The organism is Clostridium sp. AM34-11AC, from assembly GCF_003435375.1.
Taxonomy (GTDB): domain Bacteria; phylum Bacillota; class Clostridia; order Lachnospirales; family Lachnospiraceae; genus Pilosibacter; species Pilosibacter fragilis.
In genome coordinates, this window is the sequence record NZ_QWGL01000008.1 from 231 (window position 1) to 27,176 (window position 26,946).

Here is a 26,946-nt window from a genome sequence, read left to right on the forward strand (position 1 = left end):
CATACCCGTGGTGTCGAGAGTTCAAATCTCCCTTCCGCTACGATTGAAAATCCCGGGAATCTGAGAAGGTTCCCGGGATTTTTTCGATTATAATAGTTTTTCTGAAATATTCTGCTGTACCAAATAGAAAAGAACATCTGCAATGATCCTGCAAACATATGAAAGGCTCTGTTGGTGTCTGGATTTTCACTTAAAAGATTCCCGGTAATACTGTCGCAAGATAATATCCGACCCAGAATGATGCTGAATTCGCGATAAACGAATAGAGAACGAAGTCACCGTTTTCCTTTTTGGGGGACACTCTCTTCAAAAACCTGCAATACAGACCTGCCTCCAGCGCAAAGACTATGACCTCGAAAAAGACATAGCTTGTGATAAAGGCCAACGGACCGGCATTGTAATGAATGATATTGAGAAGCAGATTTAAGAGAAGCTGCGTCGTGATATTTACAAGCGCAAGGATCTGCAGCTGCTTTTTCTGCCGGAAGCCGAATAACAGCCCGACGACCATTTCAATTGCGATCGTAAGAAGGATACGGACCGCGAGCGATAAAAGCTCCATTCGATAATTATAGGAACGATACGCGTTGATCCGCTCGTTTGTGCTCAGGTCCTCATTGTATTCCACGGATCCGATCCGGACGCCCTCCATGTCAACGGTGTAATAAGTATCAAATGCATAACGCTCATAGCTTCCGCTTGATACAAAGGTCCCGGTTTCCGGATAATACAGGAGGATCTTAAAATCCTCCGGTGGATAATAGGTCCAGGCGATCTCACCGGTTTCGCTTACCGTCCAGCCCCTCTGAAGGAAATAATATCCGTCAGGATCCTTGTAATCTACAAAAGCTTTCCAGATGTTCCGGTCAAGATCATAGAGCTGCTCATTTCTGGCGGTGCCGTCCCAGACTTGTGCAGGTCCTGTACATTTCTCCTTTGAAAGCAGTGTGCCATAGCACAGATCATCGCTCATATTTTTGAACTGGATGCGCACCGAGGGCTTTGGACCCATATCAGCTTTCGCGGTGATCGGAAGTGCTGTGACTGCAAAGATCATGCAGAACAGCAGCATGAAAAGCCCGACATACATTCTTTTTTTCATACCAGGAACCTCCTTTCAGAGCTTGGATTCATAAAAATCAATTATCTTTGCCATTTGTATCTGCTTTTATTATAATTGATCCCAATATTGTCTGACAAGAAAGAGATGTTTACTATTTTCTTACGTTTTGGCGCGGATGTGTCCGGTACACGGGTAGGGATTTTGCTGATTTGGAATGCGAAGCATCGGCAAAATCAGCTGTTGTCTGCGCATGGCATGAACAGGAATGTATCGCAGTGCACATGCATGAAGTTTAGAAAAAATTTAGCCTTTTTTTAGCGGTTATGTGATATACTATAATCTATATCGTATGCCATATGGCACTGACATGGTCAGAATGCATATGGCTGCACGGAAAATTCTGAACATATAAGATTCGGAGGACGTTATGTATCAGTTTATCGTAAATCCCGGTGCCGGTGCTGGAAGAGGATACCGGATCTGGAAACGACTGGAACATCAGCTGGAAATGAACAGTCAGGAATACCGTGTCTTTTTTACGGAACATCAAGGGGACGCGGCGGAGATCGCGAGAGTACTGACGGCGGAAAAGGATGAAGCGAAGGTGATCGTGATCGTCGGCGGCGAAGGTACCTACAATGAGGTCTTAAACGGTGTCTCCTTTAAGGGACTCCTGACCTTCGGCTATGTCCCGGTGGGATTCCGGAATGCACTCTCGAAGGGATTCCAGTCTTTCTGGAAGGTGGACCGTCAGGCGAGGCGGATCCTTCACCCGAAATATTACCGGATGCTGGACTATGGCGTTATCACGTTCGGAAACGAGGAGATCGTGAGCCGCAGATTTGCCGGACGTTGTGGGATCGGACTCGACGCGGCGTTGTGCCACAATCTTTTGTGCTGCCCCGTGAGAAACCAGATGACGAGACTTCATCTGACAAAAATCCTTCGTTTTGGGATCGGATTAAAGCAGCTTTTTCTTGCAAAGCCGACAAAAGGATATATTTTGCTTGACGGGACGCAGAAAGTGGAGTTTAATCATATATATTTCATCACGTTTATGGTACGCCGGGAAGAGAAGAAAAAGAAGAACGGCGGGATTTTAAATGATGACGGAAAAATGACCGTTTACGTTGGAAACAGTGCGAGAAAGACGAAGATGATCCCGATCTTAAGAGACCTTGTGATGGGGGTCCGGAGAAAAGAGCGGGGGATCCGTGTCTTTGAGTGCAGCGAGGCGGAGATCCACCTTGCGCGCCCGTTGGCGGTCCACGTGGACGGTGAGAGCTGTATGTGTCAGGAGAATCTGGCGGTGCGCTGTATCCCGAAACGGATGCGCGTGATCGGCTCATAAGAAATATAGGAGGAGATTCTATGAGAATCGGACAGGGATATGATGTGCATCGTCTCGTAGAAGGAAGAAAGCTGATTATTGGAGGCGTGGACATTCCCTATGAAAAAGGACTTTTGGGTCATTCTGACGCAGATGTCCTTCTTCATGCTGTGATGGACGCACTTTTGGGGGCCGCCGCCCTCGGCGATATCGGCCAGCACTTCCCGGATTCGGACGAGAGATATAAAGGGATTTCCAGCATCGCGCTTTTAAAGGAAGTCGGGAAGATCCTGCAGGAAAACGGATATATGATCGAAAATATCGATTCCACCGTGATCGCCCAGAGGCCGAAGCTTTTGCCGTACCGCCCGCAGATGGCGGAAAATATCGCGGCGGCGTTAGGAATCGAAAAAGAACAGGTAAGCGTGAAAGCGACGACGGAAGAAGGGCTTGGATTTACCGGTACCGGGGAGGGGATCTCCGCTCAGGCGATCGCCCTTTTAAGTTCGGTGGCGGATTACGCGCCGGAGGACCGCGTTGGAATTATTTCCGGTGGATGCGGGGGCTGTCCGGGCTGTAGACAGCAGCAATAAATGAATGCGGAAGTAAGCGCCTGTTGATAGTAAAAGTGCATTACGCAAAGCTGCATGGCAGAAAAATTCGGACAGAAAGATATATGAAGGAGCTTAAGTTATGAAGATCTACAATACACTCACAAAGAGAAAAGAAGAGTTCGTTCCGGTAGAGCCGGGAAAAGTAAAAATGTACGTGTGCGGACCGACCGTCTACAACTTTATCCACATCGGAAACGCGAGACCGATGATCGTATTTGATACGGTAAGACGGTACTTTGAATATAAAGGATACGATGTAAATTATGTATCCAACTTTACGGATGTCGATGATAAGATCATCAAAAAAGCCATCGAGGAGAGCGTTGATGCAGAGACGATCTCCAAGCGCTACATCGCCGAGTGCAAAAAGGATATGGAAGGCATGAATATCGAGCCGGCAACAAAGAACCCGCTGGCGACAGAAGAGATCTGCGGCATGCTGAATATGATCAGCACTCTGATCGAAAAAGGTTACGCCTATGTGGCTGCTGACGGAACGGTTTATTACAGTGTCCGGAAATTTAAAGATTACGGAAAGCTTTCCCATAAGAATCTTGACGATCTCCAGTCCGGATTCCGTGAGATCAAGGTAACCGGTGAGGAGGGCAAGCAGGATCCGAACGACTTCGTTCTCTGGAAACCGAAAAAAGAGGGAGAGCCGTACTGGGAGTCTCCGTGGTGCGAGGGCCGTCCGGGCTGGCACATCGAGTGTTCCGTTATGGCAAAGAGATACCTCGGCGACGAGATCGATATCCATGCAGGCGGTGAGGACTTAATTTTCCCGCATCATGAGAACGAGATCGCCCAGAGTGAGGCTGCAAACGGAAAGCCCTTCGCGAAATACTGGATGCACAACGCGTTCTTAAATATTGATAATAAGAAGATGTCAAAATCGCTCGGAAACTTCTTTACCGTCCGTGAGATCAGCGAAAAATACGATCTTCAGGTGCTCCGTTTCTTTATGCTGAGCGCACATTACAGAAGTCCGTTAAACTTCAGCGCGGACTTAATGGAAGCCTCCAAGAACGGTCTTGAGAGAATCCTCACCGGTATGGAAAAGCTCCGTGAGGCGGAGGCGAAGGCAGCCGGCGGCACAATGACAGCGGAAGAACTGGAAAATCAGAAGAAGGCAATGGAGCTTGTCGCAAAGTATGAGGCGGCGATGGATGATGATTTCAACACCGCGGACGCGATCTCCGCGATCTTCGAGCTCATCAAACTCTCCAACTCCACAGTCTCCGGGGCAAGCACAAAGGAGTATGTTTCCTGGATGAAGAATGAGATCCAGAGACTCTGCGACGTAATGGGGATCATTACAGAAAAGAAGGCGGAAGTCCTTGACTCTGAGGTGGAGGACCTGATCGCCCAGAGACAGGCAGCGAGAAAGGCAAAGAACTTTGCCCTTGCCGATGAGATCAGAGGAAAACTTCTCGACATGGGAATCGTCCTCGAGGACACAAGAGAGGGCGTAAAATGGAAGAGAGCTTAATGCTTTTAAAGGAAAAATTCCACTTAAAGGATACGGATGCAGGCCAGTACTCTCCGCTTGTGCTCGCCTATCTCGGTGACGCGGCTTACGAGATCCTGATCCGTACCATCGTGGTCAGTGAGGGAAATATGCAGGTGAATAAGCTTCACAAGAAGTCTTCAGCTCTTGTGAAGGCTGCAGCCCAGGCGGAATTCCTGATGGCCATCGAGGATGACCTCACCGAGGAGGAGCATGCGGTCTACAAACGGGGAAGAAACGCGAAGTCTTTCTCTATGGCCAAGAATGCGACAATGAAGGATTACCGGATGGCGACAGGCTTTGAGGCTCTGATGGGATATCTTTACCTGTCCGGAAGAACGGAACGCATGGTGGATCTTGTGGCTCTGGCGATGACAAAGACCGGAAAAGCAGTGTCCGGAGATACGGAAAAACAGAAAGAGGAGAACTCCGATGAGATATGAAGAACTGACGATAGAAGGGCGCAACGCTGTTTTGGAGGCGTTCCGCTCCGGAAAGACCATCGACCGGCTGTTTGTCCTTGACGGCTGCCAGGACGGTCCGGTGCGCACGATCGTGAGAGAGGCGAAAAAGCATGATACGATCGTAAATTTTGTCCCGAAGGAACGCCTGGATTCCATGTCTGAGACGGGACATCATCAGGGTGTGATGGCGTATGCCGCTGCTTACGAGTACGCGGAGGTGGAAGATATCTTAAAGATCGCGGAAGAGAAGGGCGAGCCGCCGTTTTTATTCCTGCTTGACGGAATTGAGGATCCGCACAACCTTGGAGCGATCATCCGTACCGCGAACCTTGCGGGCGCTCACGGAGTGATCATTCCGAAACGCCGCGCGGTGGGACTTACCGCGACGGTTGCGAGAACCTCCGCAGGTGCGTTAAACTATACGCCGGTCGCAAAGGTCACCAACATGGCGGCAACGATCGAGGATTTAAAGAAACGCGGCATCTGGTTCGTCTGCGCCGATATGGGCGGAGAGAGCATGTACCGTTTAAACCTCACCGGACCGATCGGTCTTGTGATTGGAAATGAGGGGGAGGGCGTGAGTCGTCTCGTGAAGGAGAAATGCGATATGATCGCGTCGATCCCGATGAAGGGCGATATCGATTCCCTGAACGCGTCCGTTGCGACAGGTGTTCTCGCGTATGAGATCGTGAGACAGAGACTGGCGAAGGCATAGGATTTATAATTTTACTTATGATAAAAAGACCTGCGGAGAGGAGTTCCGTAGGTCTTTTTTATTCGAGGAGGATTTCCTTCATAATAAACATTTGTTCCGGTCAGCCCGGTCGTCCTGAGTGAGTGAGCATCATTGTCGCGTTCACGTCTTTTTCGTAACAGGAATTTCCTGTAACACGAAAAAAGGCTTCCCGGATATTCCGGAAAGCCTCATGGTTTAAGCTGCCTAGCAGATTTGAACTGCCGACCTCCGCCTTACCAAGGCGACGCTCTACCAGCTGAGCCAAGGCAGCGAACACAATTGCTGTGTTTTTCGAACCTTCAATATAGTATCATGGATCAACAGGTTTGTCAACGATAAAAACAAAAAAATTTGAATAAATTTTTTATACAAAAAGATCAATTCCTCGGAAAGCCCATGGAGGGTAAAGCGGACATTCGCAATCCACTTCGCTACTTGCTCATGAACGCAGTCGCTTCGCGATCTGTCAGTGGGAGCTTTCAACTCCCACTGACATAAGCATCCCACTCACCCACCGCTTAGTGCTCCGCGCACTTGAAGCGGGGGAATGCTTATCTGCGTTCAAACACGTGCAGGGAACACTTTCCGTTCTGCTTTCATATTTTGTAGTAAAAAAGATACTGAGGTTTTTATATGCCAGAGAATCCAACATCAATGCCGGAACCGTCGGGAGAGAATACGGCGGAGGTTGTGGCAGGGAAGAATGACGCAAATGTACCGGAGACACCGGCCGAGCCATTAGGAGGAGTTTTTGTTTATCCGGGAGACGATGATCTTGCGGGGATCCCTGTGCCGCCCATCGCTTCACCGGGCGGAAGACCTGTTTATCCGGGAGATGACGATCTCGCCGGAATCCCAACGACACCGGTCGCGCCGTCTGGCGGACGCCCTGTCTATCCTGACAATACCATCGGACGCCCGGGCTTTCCGACGATTTCTTTTCCGGTCACATATCCGACGGTCTCAGGAGGAAATTACTACAGCAGAGTCCGGTTTTTAAATGCCAGCACATCAGGCCAGACTCTGGATGTCTATATCGATGGCCGGAATGTCTTTTCCGGTTCCGAATTTGCCACGATTTCTTCTTATATCCGCGTGACGGACGGATTCCACACCGTCACTGTGCGCAGGACCAACGGTCAGATCTATTATCAGCAGACGATTGCCTTTGTGTCCGGTGAGAGACTCACGATGGTGATCTTAGACACGGTATCCGGAGTGTCCCTGACCCGTGTTTCCGACATGGGCTGCACGAACGTTCCGGCAGGTTACGGCTGTCTCCGTGTAGCGAACATGTCCTACGCGGGATCCAGCTACGATGTGCGGACCTTCAACAACCAGACAGCATTTGCGGGGATCGGATACAAGGAAGTGACGAGCTATAAACAGACATCCAGCGGAACCTATACCTTCTTTGTGACAGGTTCCCAGTATGCAGTTTCAGCCTTAGGCGAGCTTCCGGTCCTTGTCCTTTCCTCCATCGTCGGCGTTTCCTGCCCGACCTGCACCGTGGCGAATCCGCTTCTCACCTTCAACGTCAACGTCCGTGCTGGAAGAGCCTACACCTGCTATATTATCGGAAATCCGTGGTCCGGTCTCTTCCGGGCGTATGTCCTCGAGGACTGAAGCGTGTTGCGGCAGGATTGCATTATTTGTAAAAATCGTCTATAATCTGCGTAATAGATAAAAGGAATGTGCCTTACGCATTCCGGCACCGGGAGCAGCCGTGGATAGAATGAGCAGACGGACAGGGGCGGGAAATGCCAGTCTGCTTTTCTTTCCGGATGCTGCCGGAAAGAAAATACAGGTACGGGAAAAAGGAGTATTATGAAGAAAAATTACGAAATGGACATGTGCAGCGGTCCGATCCTCGGAAAACTGCTCACCTTTACGATTCCGCTGATCTTTTCCGGAATCCTGCAGCTTCTGTTCAACGCTGCGGATGTGATCGTTGTGGGACGTTTCGCAGGTAGCCAGTCTCTGGCGGCGGTGGGTTCCACAACGGCGCTGATCAACCTGATGATCAATATCTTTATCGGACTGTCCGTGGGTGTCAATGTCATCGTGGCGAGATATTATGGAGCGAAGCGGGAAAAAGACGTGCAGGATACGATCCACACGGCCATGGCACTCAGCATCGTCAGCGGTCTTTTTCTGATCATTGTGGGTCAGCTTCTCTCGAGGCCAATGCTGGAACTCATGGGAACTCCGGACGATGTGATCGATAAATCTACGATTTATATGCGGATCATCTTTATCGGCATGCCTGCGAATATGATCTACAACTTTGGAAGCGCGATCCTCCGCGCGGTGGGAGACACGAAGCGCCCGCTGTATTTCCTTACGGCGGCGGGCGTGATCAATGTGGTCTTAAACCTCTTTTTTGTGATCATGTTCCAGATGGATGTGGCGGGAGTTGCTCTGGCGACCGCGATCTCTCAGGCGATCTCGGCGTGTCTGGTGATCCTTTGCCTGATGGAGAGCGAGGGCGGTCTGAAGCTTCATTTAAAAGATCTGAAGATCCACCGCTCAAAATTCCGTCAGATCATTCAGGTAGGCCTTCCGGCGGGGATGCAGGGCGCAGTATTTTCTATTTCCAATGTTCTGATCCAGTCCTCTGTCAATTCCTTCGGTTCTGTCGCGATGGCAGGAAATACGACATCCCAGAATATTGAGGGATTCATCTATAACGCCATGAATGCGGTTTATCAGGCAAACTTAAGCTTCACGAGCCAGAACTTCGGCGGCAAAAAGTATTCGAGGATCAACCGGATCATGGTTACCTGCCTCGGCGTTGTGACGGCAGTGGGACTCGGGATGGGAATCCCGGCTTATCTTTGCGGACATGCCCTGATCCGGATCTATTCCTCAGACCCGGAGGTCATTGTATACGGAATGAGAAGACTTGCGGTTTTTGGAACGACATATTTCCTCTGCGGGATCATGGATACGATGGTGGGCAGCATCCGCGGCCTCGGATATTCCGTCATGCCGATGTGCGTCTCCCTTCTGGGAGCGTGCGGGCTCCGGATCGTCTGGATCTTTACGGTGTTCCAGGTATACCATAACCTGACGGTGTTGTACTTATCTTATCCGTTTACCTGGATCGTCACGGCGACGGCCCATATGATCTGCTTCTATATCGTTAGGAGAAAACTTCCGAGGGAAGATGCGTGATAAACAGCATCAAAAGAATCCAACGAATGCAGATCTGACCAGAAAGGAAACAACAGAATTGAAACGATACAAAAAATACATCACCCCCTATCTCAGTGCCTTCGTGATCGGTCCGCTGATGATGCTCACCGAGGTGGCGGGAGAGGTCATGCTCCCGAAATTTATGTCCATGATCATCAACAACGGCGTTGCGGACCGGAATCTCGCCTATATCGGAAAGATGGGGGCCCTGATGGTACTGACCGTCCTCTTTATGGCGGTGGGCGGGATCCTCGGCGCTTATTTTTCCGCAAAGGCGTCCATCTCCTTCACCAGTGACATGAGAAACGACCTCTTCAGAAAGGTTCAGCAGTTCTCCTTTGAGAACATCGACGGCTACAGCACCGGTTCTCTCGTCACGAGGCTTACGAACGATGTCCAGCAGGTGCAGAACGTCCTGATGATGGGGCTCCGTATGGCGCTCAGAGCGCCCGGAATGTTCCTCGGCGCCCTGATCATGGCGTTTATGATGAACCGTCAGCTTGCGGTCATCATCCTCATCGTGATCCCGCTTCTTCTCGCGGCGATCCTTCTGATCTTAAAGACCGCATTCCCGCGCTTTGGGGAGATGCAGAGGAAACTGGACCGTTTGAATTCCGGGATCCAGGAATCCCTGACGAATGTCCGGGTAGTGAAATCCTTCGTCCGGGAGGATCATGAGATCGAAAAATTCAGTAAATTAAATGACGACTTAAAGGAGAGCAGCCTCCGTGCGCTCCGGATCGTGATCGCCACGATGCCGGTGATGATGTTTGCCATGAACGTGACGACACTGGCTGTCGTCTGGTATGGAGGAAATATCATCATTGCCGGAAAGATGCCGGTGGGGGATCTCACTGCGTTTACGACGTATATCGTGCAGATCCTGATGTCCCTCATGATGCTTTCCATGGTATTCTTACAGAGCTCCCGCGCCAGCGCGTCCATGAAGCGGATCAATGAGATCTTCGACACAGAGATCGGCTTAAATGATGACAACGCGGAAAATAAGGATAAAAAAGTCACGGAAGGCCGTGTGGAGTTTAAGAATGTAAGCTTTGGCTACAGCGGAGAGAACGGGAGAAAGGATCTCGTTCTGGAAGGGATCTCCTTTACGGCAGAACCGGGACAGACGATCGGGATCATCGGCTCCACGGGAAGCGGAAAGACCTCCCTCGTGCAGCTGATCCCGAGACTCTATGATGTGACCGGAGGCGAAGTCCTTGTCGACGGCGTGAACGTCAAAGAGTACTCTTTAAAACACCTTCGTGAGGGCGTCGGCATGGTCCTCCAGAAAAATATCCTCTTTTCGGGAACGATCGAGGAAAATCTCCGATGGGGAAATGAGGACGCGCCGATGGAGGATGTGATCCGGTTCTCGGAGAGCGCCCAGGCAGATCCCTTCGTTAAGACATTCAAAAACGGATATGACACCGAGATGGGGCAGGGCGGCGTCAATGTCTCAGGAGGTCAGAAGCAGCGTCTCTGTATTGCGAGAGCACTTTTAAAGCGCCCGAAGATTCTGATCCTGGATGACTCCACCAGCGCTGTTGACACGGCAACGGAGGCGAAAATCCGGGAGAGTCTCTATCATGATCTTGGGGATACCACAAAGATCATCATCGCCCAGAGGATCTCCTCCGTTCAGGAGGCGGACCAGATCCTGGTACTGGAGGACGGAAAGATCATTGGTCATGGAACCCACGAGGAACTTTTAAAGACCTGTGAGGCATACAGCGAGATCTATATGACCCAGATCGGAAATCAGTCCATCGGGGCAGGAGAGGAGGCGGCAGTATGAGCGTCACGAGAGCAGACCGCGAAGCGAGTCTGAAAAAACGATATGCAGGACGCGTGGCAGCCGCACCGAAAAGGAGAGGAATGGGAAGAGGACCGGGTGCTCCCAGAGGCGGAGGACGCCCAAAGAGCACGGGAGCGGCCTTAAAGCGCCTGATGTCCTATCTGGAAGCGGACAGGCTCCGGATGGGAATCGCATTTTTTTGTGTCATTGTAAACACGGTGGCGACACTGACCGGTTCCTATATGCTGCGCCCGATCATCAACCGCTTTATCGCACCGCCGGACGGAAGTCCCGGAAATGTGGCGGGACTTTTTAAAGGGCTGACCATGATGGCGTGCGTCTATCTTCTGGGGGTTATCGCAAATTATCTCCAGTCAAGACTGATGTTAGAGGTTGCCCAGAGCGCCCTTGTGCGGATCCGGACAGACCTCTTTACAAAGATGCAGAAGCTTCCGGTGAGATTTTACGATACAAATTCCAATGGGGATCTGATGAGCCGCTTCACAAACGACGTGGACACCATCGGAAATATGCTGAGCAGTACTCTCGTGCAGCTCTTTTCCGGAACCTTAAGTATCATCGGAACCTTGCTCCTCATGCTTTACACGAACATCTGGCTGACAGCTGTGACCCTGATCATGATTCCGCTCATGCTGCGGGCTGGTGGAGCGGTCGCGAAGCGGAGTCAGAAATACTTCAGCGCCCAGCAGTCGGCTCTCGGTGCCTTAAATGGATACATCGAGGAGACCATCACCGGACAGAAGGTAGTAAAAGTCTTCTGCCATGAGGAGATCGTGGAGGAAGAATTTGATATATTAAACAGGGATCTCCGCGAAAAACAGATCCGCGCCCAATTCCTTGGGGGCATGATGGGACCTGTGATGAACAACTTAAGCCAGATAAACTATTCCCTGACGGCGTGCATCGGCGGGATCCTCTGTGTGGTGAAAAACTTCGATGTCGGCGGGCTCACGGTATTTTTGAACTTTTCGAGACAGTTCTCAAGGCCGATCAACGAGATCTCCATGCAGGTCTCCAACGTGTTCTCAGCCCTCGCCGGAGCGGAGCGCGTGTTCTCCGTGATGGATGAGGAGCCGGAGGCGGCGGATGATAAGGACGCAGTATCCATGGACGGTATGAGCGGGGAAGTGGTATTAAATCATGTGACCTTCGGTTACAACCCGGACAAGGTCATCTTAAAGGATATCAGCCTTTACGCAAAGCCGGGACAGAAGATCGCCTTCGTGGGTTCCACGGGAGCCGGGAAGACGACGATCACGAACCTCATCAACCGCTTCTACGATATCCAGAGCGGGACCATCACCATCGACGGCGTTGATATCTGCCATATTAAGCGGGACGAGCTGCGCCGCCATATCGCCATGGTGCTTCAGGACACCCATCTGTTTACGGGGACGGTCATGGAAAATATCCGTTACGGAAGATTGGATGCCACCGATGAAGAGGTCATTCAGGCGGCGAAGATGGCATCTGCCCATTCCTTTATCATGCGGCTTCCCAGGGGCTATGACACCGTTCTTGAGAGCGATGGCGCGAACTTGAGTCAGGGCCAGAGACAGCTTCTTAATATCGCGAGAGCAGCGGTATCCAGGGCACCGATCCTGATCCTCGATGAAGCGACGAGCTCCGTCGATACGAGAACGGAAAAGCACATCGAGCAGGGCATGGACCGTCTGATGGCAGAACGGACCACCTTTGTGATCGCCCACCGCCTCTCCACCGTGCGCAACGCCAACGCCATCATGGTTCTGGAGAACGGAGAGATCATCGAGCGCGGTGATCATGAGGATCTTCTGAAAGAAAAAGGGCGTTATTACCGATTGTATACAGGTATGGCTGAATTAAATTAGTAAAAACTAACAGAAAATGGAAAAAAGTGGACGGAATCGCGGTTCCTGTCCGCTTTTTTTGTTGAAAACTTCATTTTCTTAAGCGGTTTCCCACCTTATTTTTGTTTTTTTTTTGATACAAACGCCGAAAATGGCCATTTCCGTTAAAAAGTTAACCGATTTCTAATTGTAGAAAAATTCCAAATATGCTATACTACGAGGTGATGGGTACTATGAAATTTTATAGAAAGAAGGTTTGTTAAATGGGTCTGAGCACATTTATAGGCGGCGTTCATCCTTATGAGGGAAAAGAACTGTCCGCAGATAAGCCGATTCAGGTGATCCAGCCGAAGGGTGAGCTGGTTTATCCTCTCTCCCAGCATATCGGTGCTCCGGCGAAACCACTTGTTGCCAAGGGTGACAAGGTTCTGGTTGGCCAGAAGATCGCTGAAGCAGGCGGCTTCATTTCCGCAAATGTTATCTGTTCCGTATCCGGTACAGTAAAGGGAATCGAACCGCGTCTGGTTGCGAACGGAGCAATCGTACAGTCCATTATCGTTGAGAACGATAACGAGTACACAGCAATCGAAGGTTTTGGCGAAAAACGCGATTACACAAAACTTTCCAAGGAAGAGATCCGGAATATCGTAAAAGAAGCCGGTATCGTAGGTCTCGGCGGCGCAGGTTTCCCGACCAACGTAAAACTTGCACCGAAGGATGACAATGCGATCGATCACATTATCGTAAATGCGGCCGAGTGTGAGCCGTATCTGACAAGTGACTATCGCCTGATGATGGAGCAGCCGGAGAGACTGATCGGCGGCATCAAAGTCATGTTAAGCATGTTCCCGAACGCGAAAGGCGTGATCGGAATCGAGGAGAACAAGCCGGAGGCGATCAAGCTTCTGGAAGGTCTCGTAAAGGATGAGCCGAAGATCTCGGTATGTCCGTTAAAGACAAAGTACCCGCAGGGCGGCGAGCGTTTCCTGATCTACGCCGTAACAGGCGGACGTGAGATCAGCTCCACGATGCTTCCGGCAGACGCTGGCTGTATCGTAGATAACGTAGACACCGTTATTTCCATTTATAATGCAGTCTGTGAGAGCACACCGTTAATTCGTAAGATCATCACGGTTACCGGTGATGCGGTTAAGAACCCGCAGAACTTCCAGGTTCCGCTTGGCATGTGCTACCGCGAGATCCTTGAAGCTGCAGGCGGCTTTAAGGAAGAGCCGGAGAAGATGATCTCTGGTGGTCCTATGATGGGACAGGCATTGTTCTCTCTGGACATTCCGGTTATGAAGAACTCCTCTGCGCTTACCTGCTTCACAAAAGACCAGGTTGCGGCAAATCCGGAGTCTCCGTGTATCCGCTGCGGACGCTGCATCGACGTATGTCCGGAACATATCGTTCCGCAGATCATGATGGGCGCTGCTGAGAGAAATGATCTTGCCTTATTTGAAAAGTTAAATGGTATGGAGTGCTGCGAATGCGGCTCCTGTACTTTCATCTGCCCTGCACACAGACCGCTGACACAGGCATTCAAAGAGATGCGTAAAGCTGTCATGGCAGCCAGAAGAAAGAAAGCGTAGGAGGTGTGACAAATGAGTAAATTATTAAACGTATCATCATCCCCTCACGTACGCTGCGGTGTTTCCACAAAGAACTTAATGTACGATGTGGCGATCGCAATGCTTCCGGCTACGATCTGGGGCGTGATGCAGTTCGGTATCTATTCCCTTATCGTTGTTGTTGCAACGGTTCTTTCCTGTGTACTCAGTGAGTACCTTTTTGAGACATTGATGCACAAGCCGGTTACCATCAGTGACGGCAGTGCCCTTGTCACAGGTATGATCTTAGGCTTAAATATGCCGCCGGCAATTCCGTTATGGATGCCGATCCTTGGCGGTGTATTCGCAATCATCGTCGTAAAACAGCTTTACGGCGGACTTGGTCAGAACTGGATGAACCCGGCTCTGGCAGCGAGATGCTTTATGCTGATCTCCTTTGCACAGGCTATGACAAAGTTCACAGATCCGGTAACAGACGCAGTTGCGAGTGCAACTCCTCTTGCGGCGATCAAAGCCGGTGATACATATGATCTTGCAGCTATGTTCATTGGTAAGATTCCGGGAACCATCGGTGAGGTTTCCGTAATTGCCCTTTTAATCGGTGCAGCTTACCTGCTCGTTAAGAAAGTAATTACGATCCGCATCCCGGCAGCATACATCCTTTCCTTCGCAGTATTCGCATTTATCTTCGGCCAGCACAATATTAACTACGTGCTCGCAGAGGTTTGCGGCGGCGGACTGATCTTCGGTGCATTCTTCATGGCTACCGACTATGTAACAAGCCCGATCACTGCAAAAGGACAGATCGTATTCGGTATCTGCCTTGGTATTTTAACAGGACTGTTCCGTATCTTCGGAAGCGGTGCAGAGGGCGTTTCCTACGCAATTATCTTCTGCAACATGCTTGTTCCGTTGATTGAGAAGGTAACTCTCCCGACAGCATTCGGAAAAGGGGGTAAGAAAAATGGCAGCAAGTAAGTCTGGATTTATGAAAGATGCCCTGATCCTTTTTGCGATCACCCTGGTTTCCGGTTTATGTCTCGGTGTTGTCTATGATGTGACAAAAGCTCCGATCGAGGCGGCTACCATCGCAGCCAACAACGCAACTTATAAACAGGTCCTTCCGGAGGCAGAGAGCTTCGATGATGTGGAAGGTTCCACAGAAAAGATCGCTGAGACAGCTGATGAGATCGCAAACCTCGGCTTCGGCGGCGTTGCGATCGAGTCCGTTCTCGAGGCAAAGGACGCAAGCGGCGAAGTAGTAGGACATGTGATCAACTCCCTGTCCAACGACTCCTACGGCGGAGCTGTCAAGCTCTCCATCGGCTTTGATGCAGACGGCACTATCACAGGTGTTGGTATCCGTGAGACAAGTGATACTCCTGGTCTTGGCTTAAAGGCAAAAGATGATGACTACAGAAATCAGTACGTTGGCAAGAACTGCGAGAGCTTAAGCGTAACAAAATCCGGTTCTGCGTCTGACACTGAGATCAATGCCATCAGCGGTGCCACCATCACATCAAACGCTACAACAAACGCAGTCAATGCAGCTTTATACTATCTGCATAACTGCTTAAACTAGGAGGTGGGCATTCATGAATAAATGCGTAGAACGTTTATATAACGGTATTATCAAGGAAAACCCAACCTTCATCCTGATGTTAGGTATGTGTCCGACTCTTGCGACGACAACATCTGCCATCAACGGTCTCGGCATGGGACTTTCCACAACAGCCGTACTGATGTTTTCCAACCTGCTGATCTCCGCACTGCGTAAGATCATTCCGGACAGAGTCCGTATTCCGGCATTCATCGTAGTCGTAGCCAGCCTGGTTACAGTCGTACAGCTCTTAATGCAGGGCTACGTTCCGTCCCTGTATGCATCCCTGGGTATTTATATCCCGCTTATCGTTGTTAACTGTATCATCCTTGGTCGTGCAGAGGCATATGCCTGCAAGAACGGTCCGGTTGAATCTTTCTTCGATGGTCTTGGTATGGGACTTGGATTCTCTCTTTCTCTTACCGTCATCGGTATGTGCCGTGAGCTCTTCGGTGCAGGTGCGATCTTCGGACACACCATCATTCCGGAAGCTTACCACATTTCCATCATCATCCTTGCACCGGGTGCTCTGTTCACTCTGGCTATGCTTTCCGCGATCCAGAACAAGCTCCGTCTTCCATGCGCGACCAACGGTGACGCACCGAAGTCTGATCTTGTATGCGGCGGTAACTGTGCAAGCTGTGCAGGCTGTGTCAGCATGACAAACCATGCTGCTCTTGCTGAGAAGAAGGCAGAGGAAGCAGCAGCCGCAGCGGCAGCAAAGAAGGCAGCAGCAGAGAAGGCTCTCGCAGCTAAGAAGGCAGCTGAGGCTGCAAAAGCAGCAGAGGCAGCTAAGACTGAAGCAGCAGATGCCGGCAAAGAAAATTAAGGAGGAAATGGAGAAATGAAAGAACTTTTATTGATCGCCATCGGTTCTGCCCTGGTGAATAACGTTGTTTTAAGCCAGTTCCTCGGTCTTTGCCCGTTCCTTGGTGTATCCAAGAAAACAGAGACAGCAGCTGGTATGGGCGCTGCAGTCGTATTCGTTATTACGATCGCATCTGCCTGCACAAGCCTTGTTTACGATTTCGTTCTCGTAAAGCTCCATATCGAGTATTTACAGACGATCGTATTTATCCTTGTAATCGCGGCTCTGGTTCAGTTCGTTGAGATGTTCTTAAAGAAGAACATGGTAAGCCTTTATGAGGCACTCGGCGTATACCTTCCGTTAATTACAACAAACTGTGCGGTTCTCGGTGTTGCGCTGACAAACGTACAGAAGAGCTACAACTTCATTCAGAGTGTCGTAAACGGTATCGGTATTTCCGTTGGATTCCTGATCGCCATCGTCCTGCTTGCAGGTATCCGTGAGAAGATCGAGCACAATGATGTGCCGCACGCTTTTCAGGGATCCCCGATCGTCCTGATCACAGCAAGCTTAATGTCGATCGCTCTCTTCGGATTTTCCGGAATGATTTAAGGAGGAACGAGAGATGAACATGACAGGCATTATCATCGCTGCTGCGGTTGTCGGTATCGTCGGTATCGTCATCGGCGTACTCCTTGGAATCGCCAGCGAGAAGTTTAAAGTAGAAGTAGACGAGAAGGAAATTCTGGTTCGTGCAGAGCTTCCGGGCAACAACTGCGGCGGCTGCGGTTACGCAGGCTGTGACGCTCTTGCAAAAGCAATTGCAGAGGGCAAGGCAAAGGTTGACCAGTGTCCGGTCGGCGGCGCTCCGGTAGGAGAAAAGATCGCTGCGATCATGGGCGTTGAGGCTGGTTCCGCTGAGAAGAAGGTTGCATTTGTAAAATGTAAAGGTACCTGCGATAAGGCAACCGTGAAATACAACTATTATGGTATTGACGACTGTCACAAGATCGCAGATGCAGTTCCGGGCGGCGGCTCCAAGGGCTGTAACTACGGATGTCTCGGTTCCGGAAGCTGTGTAAAGGCATGTCAGTTTGACGCGATCCATGTTGTAAACGGTGTTGCCGTTGTCGATAAGGAGAAGTGCGTTGCCTGTGGTAAGTGTGCGGAGGCTTGTCCGCGTCACCTGATCGAGCTTGTTCCGTACAAGGCAAACCACCTCGTACAGTGCAGCTCCCACGACAAAGGACCGGCTGTCAAGAAGGTCTGCGAGGCAGGCTGTATCGGATGTACACTCTGCACAAAGCAGTGTGAGTTCGATGCGATCCATATGGATAACAACGTTGCTGTGATCGATTACACAAAGTGTACCGGCTGCGGCAAGTGCGCGGCGAAGTGTCCGGCACATGTTATTATCTGATTGGATAACAACTTGTAGAAAAATGAAAGACCCGCGGAAGGCAGAAATGCTTTCTGGCGGGTCTTTTTTGTGTAATAGGAGATTACAAGGAATTTCCTATTACACAAAAGGCACTAACGTGACAATGATACATACTCGCGCGAAGATGTAGATTGTCGCAAGCGACCGCGCGAGAATACGCCAAGGTGCATTCTTTATTATTTTCACTAAAGAGATTTGGATGATTAGAACAGTTGGGAGAAGATTATTTGAAAAAAGATCCCAGAGAAGTGCCTGTATAGAACTCCCTGGGATCATATTCTTGTTTGTTCCAGATTTAAATAAGATTGACCTAAGTCAAATCAGAATGTATTGCCTACTGGATCGTCGTGCCGCCTTTACCTGCTAAAGCACTCTTTGCACCATCAAGGGAAGTGATGATCGCGCGTCGACCTTTTCCTGCGTTGATGAAGTCGATGGAGCTTTCAACCTTCGGCAGCATCGACCCTGTCTTAAAGTGGCCTTCCCCGGCATAGCGGGCTGCCTCAGCCGTTGTCATCTTATCGATGTTGATCGGATGGTCACTGCCGTAGTTTAATACGACATTCGGAACACCTGTGATGAACATCAGGACATCAGCGTCAAGCTCCTTCGCGAGAAGTCCGGCTGCGCGGTCTTTCTCGATCACAGCGCTGGCACCCTTTAGGTGGGAGCCCTGTTCCATAACCGGGATTCCGCCGCCGCCTGCAGCGATCACCGGCTGGTCCGCGTCGGCGAGGGCGCGGATCGCGTCGATCTCAACGATTGCGACCGGCTTCGGAGCCGCAACGATACGGCGATAGCCTTCGCCTTCCTTCACAACGAAGTTGCCCTTTGCCTCTTCCTCTTTTGCCTCCTCGGCGTTCATCACACGTCCAACCACCTTCATTGGAGTGTAGGAGGACTCATCGTACGGGTCAACTGTAACCTGTGTTAAGATCGTAGATACAGCTTTGTAAATGCCGCGTTTGATAAGCTCGGAGCGGAGAGCGTTCTGGAGATCGTAGCCGATATATCCCTGGCTCATTGCGGAGCAGACAGACATCGGAGCCGGAGTGTAACCTTCATGGTTTTTCGCAAATTCATTTAACGCGGTGTGGATCATACCGAGCTGCGGAGTATTTCCGTGGGTGATCACAACCTGCCAGCCGTCCTGGATAAAATCAGCGATGGCTTTCGCCGTCTTTGTAACGGCGGTCTTCTGCTCCGGAAGGTTCGTTCCGAGAGCGTCATGTCCAAGTGCTAAAACAAGTCTTTTCTTTGCCATATCGAATCCCTCATTTCTATTTCATACCGATATCGTTGGGGCAGATCTGCTTAAGTGGGAGCCGCGGATAAGTTTTCTCCGCGGATCGGTAGAAAGCGGCCTGCTTTTATGTATTTTCAGATATTTTACCATATTTTAAGTGATTATGGAAGAAAAAACTCAAAGTTTTATGATGGGACCCAGGTAGAAAAATTTTGAATTGAAAATTTCGCATAGTTCTTCGGAAGCAGAAGTTTAGCGAATGAATCCTGTACTGGAACGAAAGAGAATCGAAAGAAATAATTTTTTGCTTTTTCAGATAATTTATGATAAAATGAGAACAACTGAGTCGAAAAACGTTCCTGTCTGTGCCTGGCACAGACAGCAGCGAAAGATCCCCGACAGGGGGAATTTAAGGAGGAAACAATTTTGAAGCTGTTATCGATAGCAATTCCGTGCTACAATTCAGCGGCGTATATGGAAAATTGTATCAAGTCTCTGCTTCCGGGCGGAAATGAGGTGGAGATCCTGATCGTGGACGACGGTTCCACAAAAGACAATACGGCCGAGATCGCTGACCGCTACGAGAAAGAATATCCGGGGATCTGCAAAGCGATCCATCAGGAGAACGGCGGACACGGCGCTGCGGTAAACGCGGGATTAAAGGCCGCTACCGGGATCTATTTTAAGGTCGTGGACAGTGATGACTGGGTCAATGAGCAGGCATACAGACAGGTGCTTGACACCCTGCGCCGCTTCGTCTATGGAAAAGATACCCTCGATATGCTGATCACAAACTTTGTCTATGAGAAACAGGGCGCAAGACACAAGAAGGTCATGAGCTACAAGCTGGCACTTCCGAAAGATGAGCTCTTTAGCTGGAACGATGTGAAGGTATTCGTAGCAGGACAGTATATCCTGATGCACTCCGTGATCTACCGCACCGAGCTCTTAAGGGACTGTAAGCTGGAACTCCCGGAGCACACGTTCTATGTGGACAATATCTTTGTCTACGAGCCACTCCCGCATGTACATACGATGTACTATCTTAATGTGAACTTCTACCGCTATTTTATCGGCCGCTCGGACCAGTCTGTCAACGAACAGGTCATGATCGGAAGGATCGATCAGCAGATCCGTGTGACGAAGCTGATGCTTGGCTACTACGATGTGACAAAGATCCAGAACCGGAAGCTCCGCCACTATATGGTCCGCTATCTGGAGATCATGATGGTCATCTGCTCGATCCTTGCGATCAAGTCCGGCAGTGAGGAGAATATGGAAAAGAAAAAAGCGTTGTGGGAAGAGTTAAAGAAATCCAATCCGGCGCTCTACCTGCGCCTCCGCTGGGGCTTCCTGGGACAGGGCATGAACCTTCCGGGAAAAGGCGGAAGATCCCTCTCCATCGCGGGATATAAGATCGCGCAGAAGTTCTTCGGATTTAACTAAGTGCCGGGAGATCGAGATCAATGAAAAATGGTACTATTTCAACCCGATCCCGGACGGAAGCTGGGATGGAAAGCGCAGGTAGTTTCCGGCTTGGTAAGAGGGAAATAGCGGGAAAACGGATACGGGTGAATGGATGATAGTAAACGAGCGTGCCTATGTAAAATAAGCACGCTCGTATCAGTTTACTTTCCAAGAACAATTTTCACGATCAGCACCGTCACCACGCAGATCATCACCGGCCGGATGATCTTCGCGCCGTTTTTGATGGCGAAGCCGGCACCGATATAGTTTCCGAGAACGTTGCTTACGGCACATGGGATCGCGATCATGTAGAACACATTTCCGGAAAGGATATAGGAGAGAAGCGCTGTGTAGTTGGAAACGATCAACGTGAGCTTCGCGTTTCCGGAGGCCGTGCGGACATCGTATTTTAAAAGAAACGTGAAGAGCAGCATGGCGATCGTACCGCCGCCCGGCCCGTAGAGACTGTCGTAAAGACCGATGGTCATTCCGATGAAAAGGGCGCGGAGCACATTCGGTAGGATCAGCGGCTTTTTCGTATCGGTATAGTTCCAGGCGTTCTTCATAAAGATCACGAGGACCGCGGTGAGTGGAAGCAGTACCATTAACATCGAGCGGATCTGTTCCTCTTTGAGGTAAAAGATGATTCTGGTTCCGAGCATGGAGCAGAGGAACGAGGTCACTGCGCTGATCAGCGTGATCTTAAGGTCGAGACAGCCGTTTTTAAAGTATTTCCATGCCGCAACGGTGCTTCCGAAGGCGCACTGGAACTTGTTGCAGCCGTAAACATAGTAGATCGGCATTCCGCACATCATATAAGCCGGAAGCGCGATCAGGCCGCCTCCTCCGGCGATAGAGTCGATAAATCCCGCAATGAAGAGGAGCGGGCAGAGCCAGATCAGATTATGGATGTATTCCATGGATATCCCCCTTGTATTTTGGCGGCGGGCAGAAAAATGCCGCAATACCGCTTTTTCTGATAAAATTCAGGCAGAGACCTGTCCTTCCATACTATATAAGAACTCTCAAAAAGTCAATCGGTTTTCCTGCAGGAGCGCTTCTTTGTGCTGCAGAGCGCATCTCTGGCAGAATCGAACCATGCATGACACCTTGACAGAACCGGGATTATATGGTAAATTTATTGAGTTAAAATGCGTCGAAGAGGAACAGTAAGAGAGAAGACGGAGTACAGAGAACTGCCGGGCGGTGCGAGGCAGAGTCCAGAAGCTTTCCGAACTCGCCTCGGAGCAGCATGCTGAAAGAGCGGGCAGGGCAGCGGGAAAATGAAACGCTGTCTGCGGATATCCTCAGATAGGCATTGCCGGTTTCCGCCGTTATCGGAAAATGAGTGCATACGGGTGAAAGCCCTGTATGAAATAGAGTGGTACCGCGTGAGAATCTAAGTCCCCCACGTCTCTATAAAATTATGATAGAGATAGAGGGACTTTTTTGTTGCCCGACAGCCGGAAAAGCGGTCAGGCAATCGAACAGGACCGGGCAGTTCCCGGATTCTGGTAAATGCAGCGGCGGCGGTCGAAATCCGCGGAGCGTATTTTTGTACCGCCTTCAACGATATGAAATGGAGGAGAAAAGCGTCATGGCACAGTACAACCACACCGCCATTGAGAGCAAGTGGCGTGAGAACTGGGAAAAGAATCCGATCAATGTCAATGATGGAAAGAAAGAAAAATATTACTGCCTGGATATGTTCCCGTATCCGTCCGGCAGCGGACTTCATGTAGGTCACTGGAGAGGTTATGTAATCTCCGATGTATGGAGCCGTTATCAGTTATTAAAGGGAAAATATGTGATCCACCCGATGGGCTGGGACGCGTTTGGTCTTCCGGCTGAGAACTACGCGATCAAGATGGGCGTTCATCCGGCAATCTCCACAGCGTCAAATATCAAAAATATCAAACGCCAGATCAACCAGATCGCAGCGCTCTATGACTGGGATATGGAAGTAAACACGACAGATCCGTCCTTCTACAAATGGACCCAGTGGATCTTCGTACAGATGTTCAAAAAAGGTCTTGCATACGAGAAGGAATTCCCGATCAACTGGTGCCCGTCCTGTAAGACAGGCCTTGCGAACGAGGAAGTTGTAAACGGCTGCTGCGAGCGCTGCGGTACACCGGTTACAAAGAAGAACCTCCGCCAGTGGATGTTGAAGATCACAGCGTACGCAGACCGTCTCTTAGATGACCTCAACAAGCTCGACTGGCCGGAGAAGGTTAAAAAGATGCAGACAGACTGGATCGGTAAATCCTACGGTGCAGAGGTGGATTTCCCGGTTAAAGGACGTGATGAGAAGATCACCGTCTACACGACAAGACCGGATACGCTCCACGGCGCGACCTTTATGGTTCTCTCCCCGGAGCACAAGCTCGCAAAAGAGCTGGCAACAGACGAGACAAGAGAAGCAGTAGAGAAGTACATCTTCGATGCTTCCATGAAGTCCAACGTAGACCGTCTCCAGGGCAAGGAAAAGACAGGCGTATTTACGGGCTCCTACGCCATCAACCCATTAAACGGTAAAGAGGTTCCGATCTGGCTGTCCGACTATGTACTTGCTGATTACGGTACCGGTGCCATCATGTGCGTACCGGCCCATGATGACCGTGACTTCGAGTTCGCAAAGAAATTCGGTCTCCCGATCATCCAGGTTATCGCTCAGGATGGCAAAGAGATCGAGAATATGACAGAAGCTTACACAGACGCGAAGGGAATCATGATCAACTCCGGCGAGTGGAACGGCATGGAATCCTCCGTATTAAAGAAAGAAGCTCCGCACATCATCGAGAAGATGGGTATCGGTAAAAAGACTGTCAACTACAAGCTCCGTGACTGGGTATTCTCCCGTCAGCGTTACTGGGGCGAGCCGATCCCGATCGTTCACTGCCCGAAGTGCGGCAATGTTCCGGTTCCGGAAGACCAGCTTCCGTTAAAACTTCCGGAGGTTGAGAGCTATCAGCCGACCGGTACCGGTGAGTCCCCGCTTGCGGCGATCGACTCCTGGGTAAACACCACCTGCCCGTGCTGTGGCGCTCCGGCAAAACGTGAGACAAACACAATGCCTCAGTGGGCCGGTTCCTCCTGGTACTTCTTACGTTATGTCGATAACAAGAACGATCAGGAACTCGTATCCAAAGAGAAAGCAGACAAGTACCTTCCGGTAGATATGTATATCGGCGGTGTTGAGCATGCCGTTCTTCACCTCCTGTACTCCAGATTCTACACGAAGTTCTTATATGATATCGGAGTGGTTGATTTTGATGAGCCGTTCAAGAAGCTGTTCAACCAGGGCATGATCACCGGTAAGAACGGTATCAAGATGAGTAAGTCCAAAGGAAATGTCGTTTCCCCGGATGATCTCGTAAGAGATTACGGCTGTGACGCGTTGAGAATGTACGAGCTCTTCGTTGGTCCGCCGGAACTCGATGCCGAGTGGGACGACAGAGGAATCGAGGGCGTTGCCAGATTCTTAAATCGTTTCTACAACCTTGTGATGGACAGCAAGGACAAGGATATCAAGGAGACAAAGGAGATGGTGAAGCTTCGCCACAAGCTTGTCTACGATATCGAGACACGTTTCAACCAGTTCAGCTTGAATACGGTCGTATCCGGATTCATGGAGTACTGCAATAAGCTGACAGATGTTGCGAAGAAAGAGGGCGGAATCGATAAGGAGACCTTAAAGACCTTCGTGATCTTACTGGCTCCGTTTACTCCGCACCTTGGCGAGGAGCTCTGGAGAGAGCTTGGAGGCACAGACAGCGTATTCCACGCAACCTGGCCGGAGTGCGATGAGGAAGCCATGAAGGACGATGAGATCGAGGTTGCCGTACAGGTAAACGGTAAGGTAAAAGCTGTCATCATGGTTCCGGCTGACATCGCAAAAGAGGATGCGATCGCTGCAGGTAAAGCTGCGGTAGAAGGAAAGATCACCGGAAATATCGTGAAGGAGATCTATGTTCCGAAGAAGATCGTAAATATTGTTGTAAAATAAAAAGTAATGATTCAGCAGGTCTGCGCATCTGCTGCGTCAGATTGAGGCATTGAAAGTCGCTTCCTAAGCAGAAACGGCTTTCAGTGCCTTTTTTGCTTCTGCGAGTCAATAAAGACATATGTTCCTTGCACGTGTACATAATGTCGAAAAATAGGAAGTAAAATATACAAAATCACCAAAACAATCGTGAAATAACGAATTTAATTGACAATAAGTAACAAATGGTGATATTCTTATTTCATAAATTTTGAGAAGGACAGTGTAAATGAGATACCTGTCTGAAAATAAGAGGGAGGATATGCGAATGAAAAAACGAACAGCAGCGAGGTCGATGGCGGCACTTATGGGAGCAGCAATGGTGCTCACAGCCTGTGGAGGCGGAAACACTACAACGCCTACGACAGGTGCCTCTTCCGGAGGAGAGACTCAGACGGCTTCTGAGAGTGCAGAAAGCGGGAAGATCACAAAAACAGATATCGTTGTCGGTCAGGCGTCGGATATTGTTACGCTTGATCCTGCGGGACAACAGGATACGACTTCGGGTGTGCTGATGAAACATGCGTACAGTACGCTTTTAGACGTTGATAATGAAGGAAAGGTGGTTCCGGATCTGGCAGAAAGCTATGAGATGAAGAGCGACACGGAGTATGTGTTTAAACTCCGCGAGGATGCCTGCTTCTGGGACGGCACTCCGGTGACAGCTCAGGATGTTAAATTTTCTCTGGATCGCGCGAAGGGAATGCCGAAGACAAAGTCGAATACCTCAAAGATCGAGGAGGTTACCGTAAATGGGGATCATGAGGTAACGATTAAACTGACAGAGCCGTATGCAGCATTTAAAACAATCGTAACACAGCACAACCTGAGTATCCTTTCAGAGAAAGCCGTGACGGAAGCGGGAGATTCATATGGTGATGTGGATAATCTTCTCGGATCAGGGCCATTTAAAGTAACAGAGTGGGTGCCAAACGATCATTATACTCTTGTAAGAAACGATAATTATTGGGGGGAGATGCCGATCGCAACCTCTATTACCTGTCGTGTGATCCCGGAGGGAAGTGCCCGCACGATCGCTCTTGAAGCAGGAGAGATTGATGTTGTCTGGAGCGTAGATCCGACAGACTGCGCAAATGTAGAGTCAAATCCCGACGTAAAACTTCTTTCACAGCCGTCAACAGGTATTGACTACGTGGGAATGAACACCCAGAAAGAAAAGTTTTCTGATAAAAGAGTCCGTCAGGCTATCAACTACGCCCTTGACAAGCAGGCCTTTGTTGACACGATCATTGAAGGACGCGGTCTTGTAGCAAACAGCTATATCAATGCAGCAATCCCGGGATGGACCGATGAAGTGGAAGCTTATCCGTATGATCCGGAAAAAGCGAAAGAATTGTTAGCGGAAGCCGGATATCCGGATGGATTTGAATGCTCGATTTTTGTAAATGGCGATCTCCGTACCCGTTCTGCACAGATTCTTCAGGCTCAGCTTGCGGATGTAGGAATCAAGGTTGACATTTCCACATATGAGTGGGGTGCCCTTCTTGATACTTTAAATGCAGGCGAACACGAAATGTTTCTTCTTGGCTGGTCCAACACGAGCTTTGATCCGGACGGAAGTACCTATCAGTTATTCTATTCTGGAAATCATGGTGCAACCGGAAACCGCGCATTCTTCTCAAATGACAAGGTTGATGAGCTGATCCTTTCTGCACAGCGGGAGAGCGAAGAGTCAAAACGTATGGAACTTTACAAAGAACTCCAGTTTGTACTTCATGAAGAATCTCCGTGGTGTCCGTTATACTACAAAGAGAATAACGTTGGTGTGCGCGCAGACTTAAAGGGATTTACTCTTCATGCAGGCGCACAGCATTATCTTGGTAACTGCCATTACGAAGAATAGATACAGCGAAATCAGGAGCATTCAAATCGTTTAATAAATTTCTGATAATATAAATATTCAGAGAAATTTGGGGCGGGGTCTTTTTGATCCCGCCCTTTTGAGAAAATAGAGGGGAAAATGATCCATCTGGAGATCTGAGAACCGGAAAGTGTTAGCGTTTACTATACATAGCAGAAATCCAGCTTTGTTAATTTTGAACAAATTGTAAACAGATTATGGCTATAGAATTGCTGAAACCAAATAAAATAAACAAATTAAACAAAAAATGCGCAGAAAGGAAAACTTTATTGACAAAAATATTAGAAAATGATATCCTTTAATCATGAAATTCAGAAAAGAGTGTA

General features: G+C 49.7%; 21 protein-coding genes, 1 tRNA gene and 1 other annotated feature. Of the genes, 18 read left to right on the plus strand and 4 right to left on the minus strand.

Going from position 1 to position 26,946, the window contains the following annotated elements:
• Window positions 1-190: 190 nt before the first annotated feature.
• A complete protein-coding gene (locus DW826_RS06895) occupies window positions 191-1,102 on the minus strand; it encodes a hypothetical protein (protein ID WP_117469719.1) in 912 nt (303 codons plus the stop codon).
• 388 nt (window positions 1,103-1,490) lie between these two features.
• Between DW826_RS06895 and DW826_RS06900 the strand changes: the two genes are divergently transcribed.
• The 5 genes from DW826_RS06900 to rlmB all read left to right on the plus strand — a co-directional run bounded on the left by DW826_RS06900 (window position 1,491) and on the right by rlmB (window position 5,693).
• On the plus strand, window positions 1,491-2,414 hold the full coding sequence (locus DW826_RS06900) for a diacylglycerol kinase family protein (RefSeq protein WP_117469718.1): 924 nt from the start codon (window positions 1,491-1,493) through the stop codon (window positions 2,412-2,414).
• Window positions 2,415-2,434: 20 nt separating this feature from the next.
• Window positions 2,435-2,986: a 2-C-methyl-D-erythritol 2,4-cyclodiphosphate synthase gene (gene ispF / locus DW826_RS06905; protein ID WP_117469717.1), complete on the plus strand. Its 552-nt coding sequence runs from the start codon at window positions 2,435-2,437 to the stop codon at window positions 2,984-2,986.
• A gap of 100 nt (window positions 2,987-3,086) precedes the next feature.
• On the plus strand, window positions 3,087-4,496 hold the full coding sequence (gene cysS, locus DW826_RS06910; RefSeq protein ID WP_117552384.1) for a cysteine--tRNA ligase: 1,410 nt from the start codon (window positions 3,087-3,089) through the stop codon (window positions 4,494-4,496).
• Window positions 4,481-4,957: a ribonuclease III domain-containing protein gene (locus DW826_RS06915; RefSeq protein ID WP_117552385.1), complete on the plus strand. Its 477-nt coding sequence runs from the start codon at window positions 4,481-4,483 to the stop codon at window positions 4,955-4,957. Before cysS ends, DW826_RS06915 begins: the two co-directional genes overlap by 16 nt.
• Window positions 4,947-5,693 (plus strand): 23S rRNA (guanosine(2251)-2'-O)-methyltransferase RlmB, encoded by a 747-nt coding sequence (gene rlmB / locus DW826_RS06920; RefSeq protein WP_015554667.1) that lies wholly within the window; start codon window positions 4,947-4,949, stop codon window positions 5,691-5,693. Before DW826_RS06915 ends, rlmB begins: the two co-directional genes overlap by 11 nt.
• Before the next feature lie 219 nt (window positions 5,694-5,912).
• Here the strand turns inward: rlmB and DW826_RS06925 are convergent.
• Window positions 5,913-5,985, minus strand: a tRNA-Thr gene (locus DW826_RS06925).
• A 362-nt stretch (window positions 5,986-6,347) separates the two neighbouring features.
• Between DW826_RS06925 and DW826_RS06930 the strand changes: the two genes are divergently transcribed.
• The 10 genes from DW826_RS06930 (at window position 6,348) to DW826_RS06975 (ending at window position 17,959) form a co-directional block, all read left to right on the plus strand.
• The gene (locus tag DW826_RS06930; RefSeq protein WP_117552386.1) at window positions 6,348-7,340 is read left to right on the plus strand and encodes a DUF4397 domain-containing protein; all 993 of its coding nucleotides are present in this window, start codon (window positions 6,348-6,350) and stop codon (window positions 7,338-7,340) included.
• Between the two features lie 201 nt (window positions 7,341-7,541).
• Window positions 7,542-8,891, plus strand: a complete 1,350-nt coding sequence (locus DW826_RS06935; RefSeq protein WP_117552387.1) for an MATE family efflux transporter — start codon at window positions 7,542-7,544, stop codon at window positions 8,889-8,891.
• Between the two features lie 58 nt (window positions 8,892-8,949).
• Window positions 8,950-10,710, plus strand: a complete 1,761-nt coding sequence (locus DW826_RS06940; protein WP_117552424.1) for an ABC transporter ATP-binding protein — start codon at window positions 8,950-8,952, stop codon at window positions 10,708-10,710.
• On the plus strand, window positions 10,707-12,581 hold the full coding sequence (locus DW826_RS06945; protein WP_117552388.1) for an ABC transporter ATP-binding protein: 1,875 nt from the start codon (window positions 10,707-10,709) through the stop codon (window positions 12,579-12,581). Before DW826_RS06940 ends, DW826_RS06945 begins: the two co-directional genes overlap by 4 nt.
• A 242-nt stretch (window positions 12,582-12,823) precedes the next feature.
• On the plus strand, window positions 12,824-14,152 hold the full coding sequence (gene rsxC / locus DW826_RS06950) for an electron transport complex subunit RsxC (RefSeq protein ID WP_117552389.1): 1,329 nt from the start codon (window positions 12,824-12,826) through the stop codon (window positions 14,150-14,152).
• Between the two features lie 12 nt (window positions 14,153-14,164).
• A complete protein-coding gene (locus DW826_RS06955) occupies window positions 14,165-15,109 on the plus strand; it encodes an RnfABCDGE type electron transport complex subunit D (protein ID WP_015554661.1) in 945 nt (314 codons plus the stop codon).
• The gene (locus tag DW826_RS06960; protein ID WP_015554660.1) at window positions 15,096-15,713 is read left to right on the plus strand and encodes an RnfABCDGE type electron transport complex subunit G; all 618 of its coding nucleotides are present in this window, start codon (window positions 15,096-15,098) and stop codon (window positions 15,711-15,713) included. Before DW826_RS06955 ends, DW826_RS06960 begins: the two co-directional genes overlap by 14 nt.
• Before the next feature lie 13 nt (window positions 15,714-15,726).
• Entirely contained in the window at window positions 15,727-16,560 is an 834-nt protein-coding gene (locus DW826_RS06965) for an electron transport complex subunit E (RefSeq protein ID WP_015554659.1), read from the plus strand.
• A 15-nt stretch (window positions 16,561-16,575) separates the two neighbouring features.
• Entirely contained in the window at window positions 16,576-17,151 is a 576-nt protein-coding gene (rsxA, locus tag DW826_RS06970; protein ID WP_117469707.1) for an electron transport complex subunit RsxA, read from the plus strand.
• 13 nt (window positions 17,152-17,164) lie between these two features.
• A complete protein-coding gene (locus DW826_RS06975; RefSeq protein ID WP_117484145.1) occupies window positions 17,165-17,959 on the plus strand; it encodes an RnfABCDGE type electron transport complex subunit B in 795 nt (264 codons plus the stop codon).
• A 355-nt stretch (window positions 17,960-18,314) separates the two neighbouring features.
• Here the strand turns inward: DW826_RS06975 and arcC are convergent, their stop codons facing one another.
• Window positions 18,315-19,244 (minus strand): carbamate kinase, encoded by a 930-nt coding sequence (gene arcC, locus DW826_RS06980; protein ID WP_117552390.1) that lies wholly within the window; start codon window positions 19,242-19,244, stop codon window positions 18,315-18,317.
• A gap of 408 nt (window positions 19,245-19,652) precedes the next feature.
• On the opposite strand from arcC, the gene DW826_RS06985 reads away from it, so the two are divergent.
• Window positions 19,653-20,672, plus strand: a complete 1,020-nt coding sequence (locus tag DW826_RS06985) for a glycosyltransferase family 2 protein (RefSeq protein ID WP_021904902.1) — start codon at window positions 19,653-19,655, stop codon at window positions 20,670-20,672.
• A gap of 182 nt (window positions 20,673-20,854) precedes the next feature.
• On the opposite strand, the gene DW826_RS06990 is transcribed toward DW826_RS06985, so the two are convergent.
• Entirely contained in the window at window positions 20,855-21,613 is a 759-nt protein-coding gene (locus DW826_RS06990; RefSeq protein WP_015554655.1) for a sulfite exporter TauE/SafE family protein, read from the minus strand.
• 227 nt (window positions 21,614-21,840) lie between these two features.
• Window positions 21,841-22,114 (plus strand) — a binding site (T-box leader).
• 176 nt (window positions 22,115-22,290) lie between these two features.
• Between DW826_RS06990 and leuS the strand changes: the two genes are divergently transcribed.
• Window positions 22,291-24,702 (plus strand): leucine--tRNA ligase, encoded by a 2,412-nt coding sequence (gene leuS, locus DW826_RS06995; protein ID WP_117552391.1) that lies wholly within the window; start codon window positions 22,291-22,293, stop codon window positions 24,700-24,702.
• 304 nt (window positions 24,703-25,006) lie between these two features.
• A complete protein-coding gene (locus DW826_RS07000; RefSeq protein WP_181968014.1) occupies window positions 25,007-26,602 on the plus strand; it encodes an ABC transporter substrate-binding protein in 1,596 nt (531 codons plus the stop codon).
• Window positions 26,603-26,946 lie beyond the last annotated feature (344 nt).